The following is a 9,904-nucleotide window of genomic DNA, read 5'->3' on the forward strand; positions in this document are numbered from 1 at the left end:
AGCGTAAATTAGGACGAAAACAACCAAGCAGCTCCGCGAACCCCACTCGAATCGCCATGCACCGCCTTACGAATCGGTGTATCACACTCCCTACCAAACACCCACTGACGAATACGCTTTGGTAGCTCTTCATAGAGGCAATCAACATTACTCATTCCGCCCCCTAGCACTATCACATCTGGGTCTAACATATTAATGGCTTGTCCAAGGGCTTTTGCAAGGCGATTAAGGTAATTTTCCAGTGCAATGGTGGCATGTTTATCACCTGTTTGAGCTAATGCAACAATTTCCATCCCCGTTTTTTGGCTTCCTGACATTTTTGCGTAATCCGCCATAAACCCTGTACCTGAAACAAACAATTCGGTGCAACCCGTCAGCCCGCAATAACAGCTTTCTGATACTAGAAACTGCCTATCTTGCTCATCTTGCCATGGTAAAGGGTTATGCCCCCATTCCCCTGCAACGCCATTTCCCCCCGAATGCACTTGCCCATTTATCGCAATTCCTGCACCACAACCGGTTCCGATAATAACAGCAAACACGACTTTCTCGCCTGCTCCTGCGCCATCAACCGCTTCTGAGACAGCTAGGCAATTAGCGTCATTCGCCATTTTTATTTCACGATTTAATAAATAACTCAAATCAGCATCGAACGGTTTACCATTAAGCCATGTGGAATTGGCATTTTTAACTTTACCAGTCACAGGAGACAATGTTCCAGGGATCCCCACACCAACACTACCTGACAACCCAGTCGCCGTTTCTGCATCTGCCACTAAACTTGCTATCGCTTTAAGTGTCGCATCATAATCACCACGAGGTGTTGGAATACGTTTACGAAACAAAGTATTGCCACTGTCATCTAATGCAATAACTTCAATTTTGGTTCCACCAAGGTCAATACCTATTCTCATTATGATGTTCTCTACTATTTAAAGTTTTTATGTCAGGGCTTCTATAGCTATCATGGCTTGCTTTGAGGGGGATTATCAATAGCTAACTAATGAAATGATAGCAGCCCTCAACGATAGCGCATTTTTTTTCGCTTAATAACAGACAATTCGCTATCATAGCTCCCTGCTCTAACTGGCTATTTATCAACAAAGGTAGGTTTTTCATGTGGTTCAAGAATATATTGGTCTATCGCCTGAATCGGGATTTGGCACTCTCCGCAGATGATTTAGAGAAACAGCTTGCCGCCCTCGCCTATCACCCTTGTGGTAGCCAAGATATGATGCAAACTGGCTGGGTTTCCCCTATGAATGGTGGTGATGCATTGACACATGCAGCGGGTAACCAAATTCTTATCTGTGCTAAAAAAGAAGAAAAAATGCTGCCATCTCCTGTAATTAAGCAAGAATTGCAGGATAAAATCGAAAAATTGGAAGCTGACCAAGGCCGTAAGCTGAAGAAAACAGAAAAAGATTCACTAAAAGATGAAGTTGTTCACTCACTCCTTCCTCGTGCATTCAGTAAATTCAGTAAAACCTACATTTGGATTGATACAGTAAATCAATTAATTATTGTTGATGCCGCAAGCGCAAAACGCGCTGAAGACAATTTAGCCTTACTCCGCAAAAGCTTAGGTTCCTTACCTGTCGTCCCTCTGACTTTTAAAGATCCAATAGAGCTAACACTCACTGAATGGATCCGTTCGGGCTCATTACCACAAGGTTTTGCCGTCATGGATGAAGCGGAGCTAAAAGCTATCTTAGAAGAAGGTGGTATTATCCGTTGTAAGAAGCAAGAACTCATTTCTGATGAAATCGCCACCCACATTGAAGCCGGTAAACTCGTTACCAAACTGGCCTTGGATTGGGAAGAGCGTATCCAGTTCATGTTATCTGATGATGGTTCCCTGAAGCGCCTCAAATTTAGCGATACATTAAAAGACCAAAATGACGACATCGCTAAAGAAGACTACGCGCAAAAATTTGATGCTGATTACGTATTAATGACAGGTGAACTTAGTGCATTAATCGCTCGCTTGATTGATGTATTAGGTGGCGAAGCCGAGCACTAATTTGTTTCTATCCCCTCTATCGCCCTCACAATGGCAACTCACACTTAAGTAAGTTGCCATCACTTTTTAGATCCCGCTTACATAGCCACAATTAAGTCATTGACTGGTAGTGAAATCTCTGGTTGATTGATTTATATCCATATCGCAAATTTCTAATATTTAATTATGTTCAACAACAATAATAAAAATAGCCCATCACTGATGATTATGGTCAATATTCTGTCGAAGGAAATGTTATGAAAGAGCTCATCGAACCTGAATTAGATGAAAATTCACTGGTTACCCTACAAAAAGTCACCGCCGATAATTTTTCTGAAATTTGCTTACTAAGTCATACGCTTAGTGAAGCACAACGTAATATGGTGGCTGACAATGCCTATTCCATGGTGGAAGCCCAGTTTTCTGATTGCGCATGGTATCGAGGCATTTACGCCGATGATGTCCCTGTCGGTTTCATCATGCTGCATTCTGGGTTAGATGATGATGAATTAGAATATAACGGTATTATGCTTTGGCGTTTTATGATTGCTGAACCCTACCAAAAGCTGGGATTCGGCCGTGAAGCCCTAGTTCAAGTCATCCATTATTTAAAAAGAAAAGGATATCCACGCCTTTATAATAGCTGTGGTGAAGGGGAAGAAAGCCCATTTGAGTTCTACAAAAAACTTGGTTTTGTACCAACAGGCGCTTATATGGATGATGAATGCGAGCTGGTCCTAGATATTACTAATTGGCAAGAACAAGAAGAGTAAGCCTATAAGTGCAGTCAACAACGCGACAGCACGAAGTATGACCAATACCAATACGCTAAATAGTTTGTGCTGTCGCAAGGCGGCAAATGCGTTAGAACCTAGGAGCATACACAAGTATGTGACTAGGGCTAACGCATGAAGCCAACACCGCGACAGTGCGAAGTATGACCAATACCAATACGCTAAATAGTTTGTGCTGTCGCAAGGCGGCAAATGAGTTAGAACCTAGGAGCATACACAAGTATGTGACTAGGGCTAACGCATGAAGCCAACACCGCGACAGTGCAAAATATGACGCGTATTCGTTATTTTTGGATAAGATAACGAATAGTCGGCCCATCTTGCTGAATATCCAACACCGTATAACCGTAGTTTTTCGCATCTAGAGGAATATTATTAATCGACTGCGGGCAATCACTTACCACTTCTAATATTTCGCCTTTTTTCAACGATGGCATTGCTTCTAGTGTTGCTACTGCTGGATATGGGCAAGGTTCTCCGACCATATCTAAACGATAATCAGGGATAATGTCTTTATTACTCATATTACCTCCACGGATACATTAGATGCTTTTTGAGAACGTTTACGGAAAAAATGTTTTTCCCAGACCAACATCAACACAAATGCTACCGCTAATAATCCATAAGTGACTAGCAATCCACCTTCTGGTCCAAAGGTTTCAAGTAAATTAACTTTGTCAAAATCAGTCGCCAACCAAGGACCTAAATCATCCCAGTAATAAGCCAGCACCGTAGCACCAATGATATTACCAAAACCTACCCACCAATAATGGACTTGGCCCTCGACCGCGCGGTACATCCAGCCCGTTTCACAACCACCAGCGAGCACAATACCGAAGCCAAACAGTAATCCACCAATCACTGCATTCGGCCCAGCCCATAAAATTTTTGGCGTTGCGCCTAACTGTACATAGCTGAAGATACCAATTGCACTGACTGCCATACCAATAATGATAGCTTTAGCCATATGTGTGCGTCCGGTGATCCACAGGTCACGAAATGCAGAGGTAAAACAAATTTGCGCTCTTTCAATCAGTAGCCCGAAGCCAATACCACATAAGATAGCAAAACCCATCACAGGGGAGTCTAATAAAGTATAAAAACCCCAAGCTAGTGCTAATGTGAAAATCACCATTCCTAGTTTAAAGCGTCTTTTCGCCACATTATGATTTTGTGTTAACGGCGATGCGGTGCTGACTTTTTTCAGTTTCACAGGAATGCGAAACATTGGCATTAGTGTGAATTTCGCACCAAAGTATGACCCTGCCGCAGTAGCAACAGCAAAGTACCACGCGTGTAATGAGAATTGAGGGATCCCAGTAAAGAATGCGGCTAAATTACACCCCATTGCCAAACGAGCACCAAATCCAGCGATAATACCACCCAAAATAGCTTGAAAAATACGGATACGGTGCTGAGGCATTCGTAATTTAATATTATTTGCCCATAACGCAGCGGCAAAACACCCAGCAAACATACCAATAATCATCACACCATCAATGCGATCCAATGGTGTACCTTCAAAACCAATAACTTTGAAATAGCCCCATGTCTCTGGTTCAGCGCCAAATAATTGCATGATGTGCCCGCCCCAACGCGTAAACTCACCCGTAACTGCCCAAAACGTGCCAGTCAAGCCAAAATAATAGGTTGATAAGATACCTGCGGCAATAACTGCAGGTAATGGTTTCCAAAAACCGATGAGATAGCGAGATTTAAAATCAGACCAAGTCATTGTTACTTCCAATTCATTCACGCCAGACCTTGGCAGAGAAACTCGCCGTTGTATAATTATCGTTATAAGTATTTATATCGATCCCCACAGCGAAGTGGCAACATCATACTCCGATAAATTTTTTCGTGAAGTTATTTCACCATAAAACGAGAGGCAAATTGATCTCGAGCACAGCCAGATTTAAAGAGATAGTTAGGAATAAAAAAAAAGCGCTATCTCAATGATAACGCTGGAAGTGTAGTCTTATTTTATCTATAGAAGAGTATAATATGAAATTGCCGTATTACGGCGACGCTTGCTATGCGTAGTCTGTAGTCAGCCCATTTGACTCCAGTAATAACACTTATATCACGGTCTAAATACATTTACTTAGCTGAGCTAACTGTTAAGTAATTATATCTATTTTTAATGTTAAGACCTAAATATTCACTAACTTTGTATGATTCCCAAATTAGTGTTGGCCTTATTAATTCCCTAGCATAAGTAAATTATAAAAATAGATAACTCAGTATAATAAAGTATTTAAAAGTGTTTCTAAATGTTATTGATTGCATTATAGCGCAACACTTTTGTTGCGCAAGTGTTTTTTCATTTTCATGACAAGATACAGAAGAAAAAATAAAATCAATTTAAATCAAAAAGATACAGAAAAAACATAAGAATGAGGCAAAATATTTAACCTATAGTTAAGATATTACAAACAATTTACATTTTTTATAAAAAAGAATTCATTTCAAATTTAAAAATAAATTTAATATTAATTAAATATATAAATTAGCTTTAAAAATATATTCCCTGGAATAATAAAACTTTTTGAACATTAATAAAATTAACATATTTTTCATTATAATTTATTAGTAGTATTTACGTAACTAAGATTTATCAACCTAAAAATTAAAAATAAAAACAACCAGACCTATGATAAACAATCATTTTTTGACCAATCTCTCTTTTATTAAATAACCGCCCTATTAATAAGGGAATATACAAAAATAGATTAAAAATAATACTTATATAAATCCTTATTGGTAACATGGTTTATTTTTAATAAAGTTTTACATCATTATTGCATTGTCATTGATAAAATAACCAGAATTAATAGGTTATTTAACTCGTATTTATAAATTAAAAAACTAAGAAAATGAATCAATATGACTAATGAGTAGGTAGAAAAAAAGGTAATATCAATAGAAATTACTATGATAAGAAAGGAAAAACACACAATAATTCATTATAAAAATTAATGAAAATATTTATTACTTATCGGGAATACAAGCGAAAACATCCAAAATAGAGTAAAAAAATGGGCACAATGGTCAAGCTACCTTATCAAATTGCGAATAAAAAGCGTCAAATAAGAATAAAATTCTTTAAAAAAAAATTAATTAGATAAATAAATGCGCTTGGATTTTCACAAATAGTACCTAAGGGAGGTTAGTAAGACACGAACTTAGCTTAGGGGTATGGTTAGATCATAAAAAAACGCGTTTTACCCTTAACGATAAAACGCGTTTATACGATGTAATTCGCTTATTTTGAAGTTGTTGCTTCCATACCCACTAAACCAATCTTCAAGTACCCAGATTGACGCAATGCATTCATTACATCCATCATAGTTTCATAATCAACACTCTTGTCCGCTTGGAAAAAGATTGTCGTTTCCTTATTAGAACTTGTTGCTTGGTCAAGTGTAGAAGCAAGCTGTTCTTTTGTCACAGCTTGGTCCCCAATAAAAAGCTGGCTGTCCGATTTCACCGTTAAAAAAACGGGTTTTTCTGGACGCGGCTGCGGCTTCGCTGTCGAGGCGGGTAAGTCGACTTTAATATCAACTGTTGCCAATGGTGCCGCAACCATAAAGATAATCAATAAAACCAACATAACATCAATAAAAGGTGTTACGTTAATTTCATGCATTTCACCGCTATCGTCTTGTTCGTCACCTAAACGCATTGCCATAATAATTACCTTGCTTTGCTATTTGCCAGATCAAGATCACGCCCCAGTAACAATGCGGACTGAGCAGCGACATCCCCTACTTGACCACGATAGTTGTTGATCATACGGGCAAAAATATTATAAATCACAACCGCAGGGATAGCGGCAATAAGACCAATTGCTGTCGCTAATAATGCTTCTGCAATACCAGGGGCAACAACAGCGAGGTTAGTCGTTTGCGAGTGGGCAATCCCGATAAAGCTGTTCATGATCCCCCAGACCGTCCCAAATAGACCGACAAATGGAGAAATCGCACCAATAGTCGCCAAATAGCCATTACCACGCCCCATATAACGGCTAATCGCAGCAACAGCTCTTTCTAAACGGAATGATGTGCGCTCTTTTGTGCCTGATAAATCAGAGCTATTGGCGGATAAAGCCCGCTCAGTAACAGCTTCATTTAATAACATACGTGTAATGCTATTTGCTTTGAAGCCTTCTGCGATACTGACCGCCTCATCAAGTGACTTCACCTCAGCAATCGCTTTTGCTTCTGCTTTTAAGCGGCGACGAGCGACTAATATTTCCAAACCTTTTGAGAAAAATAGAGCCCATGTAATGACAGAAGCAATCACCAAACCAATCATAACGGTTTTAACCACGTTATCTGCATTTTGGTACATTCCCCAAACAGATAAGTCTTGATCAAAACCCCCTGTTGGTGCTTCTGTTGCAATTTCAATGTTTTCATTAACAACTGTTGTGTTCACGGCTTCGCCTTGCGCAGGCTCAGCAGGTACTGATGCAACTTCAGCACTTGGTGTCGTTGTTGTTGGTGCGGCTGAATTTACTGCCGGTTGTGTTGATGGTGTGTTTTGAGACGCAGCTGGTGTTGTTGCAGGTGTGGTTTCAGCGACTGCCGTACCCATCAAGCCGAACGCCAATAGAATAGAAGCTGTTAGTTTACGCATCAGTTGGCCTTTACTCTCTTTTTAGTGTTGTATAATAAAATTCATATCGATGATTGTGCCATTCATCGACTAACCTTTAAAAGCGAAATTTGACTCGCGCTGTCCGTCTCTTTTCAAAAAGACGGTGCTGATGATATCAAACACAGCGCGAATTGATAGTAATTATCATTAGTATTCGCGATTTTTTTGTGTTTTTTTGCGTTTAGACAAACATGCCCTTTTCTATTATGCGGTTATTTTCCTTAATAATTCACAGCTCAATTAAGTGTTCGTACTTAACTTTACAAAATAAAACTTACCTACGATTTGAAAGTTGAAGAATACTCAAGTTACATTTCTATCAGGATCATTTAACGTCTTAGTATAAATCACCTTTGAATTTAGCAAGTTCACACTCTGTGTAGGGAAAAATCATGGCAGACATAAAACCTGAAACACAATTAGTCCATATTGGTCGGAACCCTAAGTACACACAAAAAGGGGTAAATCCCGTAATTCAGAGAGCATCATCTATTATTTTTGATACGCTCGAAGAGAAACGTCATGCAACTCGCCATCGTGCAAATAGCGTATTATTTTATGGGCGTCGTGGTACGCAAACTCATTTCGCTTTTCAAGAGGCCATGACAGAATTAGAATCAGGTGCTGGATGCGTCCTTTACCCATCAGGCGCAGCAGCTATCACAAATGCTATTTTGTCGTTTATTTCTGCTGGTGAACATATCCTTGTTACAGGCTCAGCTTATGACCCAACTCAAAATTTTTGCGACAATATTCTCACTAAGTTAAATATCCAAACCACGTATTTTGATCCACTCATCGGAACGGGTATCGCTGATTTAATTCAGCCTAATACGCGTATTGTATTCTTAGAATCCCCGGGTTCTATCACCATGGAAGTTCATGATTTACCGACAATCGTAAAGACAATACGTGCGAAATCCCCTGAAATTGTGATTATGATTGATAACACTTGGGCTGCTGGTGTTTTACTTAAACCTTTATTATTTGATGTTGACGTATCAATCCAATCAGCAACTAAATATATCAATGGCCATTCCGACGGTATGCTCGGCCTTGCTGTGGCAAACCAACGCTGTATTGAAACATTGCGCGAAAATTCATATCTCTTAGGCCAAACGGCTGATCCAGACACCGTTTATATGGCTAATCGAGGACTGCATACATTACCGACTCGCTTAAAACAGCATCAAATTAATAGCTTACAAGTCGCTAACTGGTTACAACAACGTCCTGAAGTTGAACAGGTATTTCACCCTGCACTTGAGAATTCACCGGGCCATGAATTCTTTATCCGTGATTTTACAGGTGCTAATGGCCTTTTCTCTTTCCAACTAAAATCACGCTTAACCACTGAGCAATTTACCGCTTTTCTTGATAATTTTAATCATTTTAAAATGGGTTATTCATGGGGTGGTTTTGAGTCGCTGATTTTGGGATACCAAAAAGAAGATTTACTCAATATGCGGCAGTATGATTTTTCACCAAAAGAAGGAACCTTCTTCCGAGTGCATATAGGCCTAGAGCACACCGATGATTTAATTCACGACTTACAATTAGCTTTCGAAAGAATTTAAATTAAAAATCAATATATTAATTGCAGGAGCTGCGTTAAATGTTTCCTGCAATTTTTTCACTAAATGATTAATTCTTCAAACAAATCAAACTTGAGCCCTTTTTTTCCTGTAATATAGATGATAAAGAAATTCGCTTTTACGCAGATACAGGAATAATTATGGAAGTCCTACGCGAAATCGTACTGGCACTTTGGCACCACGATTTCCTTAAACTCTCCAACCCTGAAGTGCTTTGGGTTATTTATACCGTACTTTTTGTTGTCATTGTTTTAGAAAATGGCGTCCTTCCCGCCGCTTTCTTACCCGGTGATACCTTGTTGATCCTTTCTGGTGCATTAATTGCCAAAGGGGTTTTGCACTTTATACCCACGATATTATTGCTAACAACCGCAGCCAGTTTAGGTTGCTGGTTGGGTTTTCTGCAAGGCCGATGGTTAAGTGAAACTAAGGTTGTGAAGCGCTGGTTAGCGCAAATCCCTGAGGAATATCACACCAAAGCAAACAATATGTTTAATAAGCAAGGTTTATACGCGCTACTTATAGGGCGCTTTCTTGCATTTGTCAGAACGATATTACCTTTGCTTGCTGGGTTATCTGAATTAAGCCACCGCCGTTTCCAGTTTTTTAACTGGTTAAGTGGTTTGTTATGGGTTGGCTTGATTGTCACCTTAGGGTATGCCCTAAACCAAATTCCTTTTGTGAAAGAACACGAGCAAATTGTGATTAGTGCGTTGATGATTATCCCAGTTATCCTACTGATTAGTGGCCTAATTGGCTCAATTGTAATGTACTGGAAACACCGCAAAGCACTCTCGAGTAGCAAAGAGAAATCATAATATGACTGAACAATGGCCGCTAGTCAGCGGCCA

General features: G+C 39.5%; 9 protein-coding genes. 4 read left to right on the top strand and 5 right to left on the bottom strand.

What is annotated here, in order from left to right:
• Nucleotides 1-8: 8 nt before the first annotated feature.
• Nucleotides 9-914 carry a fructokinase gene (mak, locus tag PSE83_RS17660; protein WP_172766809.1) on the bottom strand — a complete coding sequence of 302 codons (906 nt, stop codon included), beginning with the start codon at nt 912-914 and terminating at the stop codon, nt 9-11.
• A gap of 203 nt (nt 915-1,117) precedes the next feature.
• Here mak and rdgC point away from each other — a divergent pair, with 203 nt between their 5' ends.
• A complete protein-coding gene (rdgC, locus tag PSE83_RS17665) occupies nt 1,118-2,023 on the top strand; it encodes a recombination-associated protein RdgC (protein WP_004905595.1) in 906 nt (301 codons plus the stop codon).
• 236 nt (nt 2,024-2,259) lie between these two features.
• Nucleotides 2,260-2,775, top strand: a complete 516-nt coding sequence (locus PSE83_RS17670) for a GNAT family N-acetyltransferase (protein ID WP_004905596.1) — start codon at nt 2,260-2,262, stop codon at nt 2,773-2,775.
• Nucleotides 2,776-3,080: 305 nt separating this feature from the next.
• Here the strand turns inward: PSE83_RS17670 and yedF are convergent, their stop codons facing one another.
• From yedF to exbB, 4 genes are all read right to left on the bottom strand, one after another.
• Entirely contained in the window at nt 3,081-3,320 is a 240-nt protein-coding gene (gene yedF, locus PSE83_RS17675) for a sulfurtransferase-like selenium metabolism protein YedF (RefSeq protein ID WP_004905598.1), read from the bottom strand.
• The gene (gene yedE, locus PSE83_RS17680; protein ID WP_004905600.1) at nt 3,317-4,531 is read right to left on the bottom strand and encodes a selenium metabolism membrane protein YedE/FdhT; all 1,215 of its coding nucleotides are present in this window, start codon (nt 4,529-4,531) and stop codon (nt 3,317-3,319) included. Before yedE ends, yedF begins: the two co-directional genes overlap by 4 nt.
• A gap of 1,530 nt (nt 4,532-6,061) precedes the next feature.
• Nucleotides 6,062-6,487, bottom strand: a complete 426-nt coding sequence (gene exbD, locus PSE83_RS17685; RefSeq protein ID WP_004905603.1) for a TonB system transport protein ExbD — start codon at nt 6,485-6,487, stop codon at nt 6,062-6,064.
• Nucleotides 6,488-6,492: 5 nt separating this feature from the next.
• Nucleotides 6,493-7,437, bottom strand: a complete 945-nt coding sequence (exbB, locus tag PSE83_RS17690; RefSeq protein WP_004905606.1) for a tonB-system energizer ExbB — start codon at nt 7,435-7,437, stop codon at nt 6,493-6,495.
• A gap of 413 nt (nt 7,438-7,850) precedes the next feature.
• Between exbB and metC the strand changes: the two genes are divergently transcribed.
• Together metC and PSE83_RS17700 are read left to right on the top strand one after the other, a co-directional pair.
• A complete protein-coding gene (gene metC, locus PSE83_RS17695; protein ID WP_004905608.1) occupies nt 7,851-9,035 on the top strand; it encodes a cystathionine beta-lyase in 1,185 nt (394 codons plus the stop codon).
• 158 nt (nt 9,036-9,193) lie between these two features.
• The gene (locus PSE83_RS17700) at nt 9,194-9,871 is read left to right on the top strand and encodes a DedA family protein (protein WP_004905610.1); all 678 of its coding nucleotides are present in this window, start codon (nt 9,194-9,196) and stop codon (nt 9,869-9,871) included.
• Nucleotides 9,872-9,904 lie beyond the last annotated feature (33 nt).

Source organism: Providencia sp. PROV150 (assembly GCF_028481025.1).
GTDB lineage: Bacteria > Pseudomonadota > Gammaproteobacteria > Enterobacterales > Enterobacteriaceae > Providencia > Providencia hangzhouensis.

Coding starts and splice junctions, on each gene's coding strand:
- mak (WP_172766809.1), bottom strand. CDS start 914: ATGAGAATAGGTATTGACCTTGGTGGAACCAAAATTGAAGTTATTGCA.
- exbB (WP_004905606.1), bottom strand. CDS start 7,437: ATGCGTAAACTAACAGCTTCTATTCTATTGGCGTTCGGCTTGATGGGT.
- exbD (WP_004905603.1), bottom strand. CDS start 6,487: ATGGCAATGCGTTTAGGTGACGAACAAGACGATAGCGGTGAAATGCAT.
- metC (WP_004905608.1), top strand. CDS start 7,851: ATGGCAGACATAAAACCTGAAACACAATTAGTCCATATTGGTCGGAAC.
- yedF (WP_004905598.1), bottom strand. CDS start 3,320: ATGAGTAATAAAGACATTATCCCTGATTATCGTTTAGATATGGTCGGA.
- PSE83_RS17670 (WP_004905596.1), top strand. CDS start 2,260: ATGAAAGAGCTCATCGAACCTGAATTAGATGAAAATTCACTGGTTACC.
- PSE83_RS17700 (WP_004905610.1), top strand. CDS start 9,194: ATGGAAGTCCTACGCGAAATCGTACTGGCACTTTGGCACCACGATTTC.
- rdgC (WP_004905595.1), top strand. CDS start 1,118: ATGTGGTTCAAGAATATATTGGTCTATCGCCTGAATCGGGATTTGGCA.
- yedE (WP_004905600.1), bottom strand. CDS start 4,531: ATGACTTGGTCTGATTTTAAATCTCGCTATCTCATCGGTTTTTGGAAA.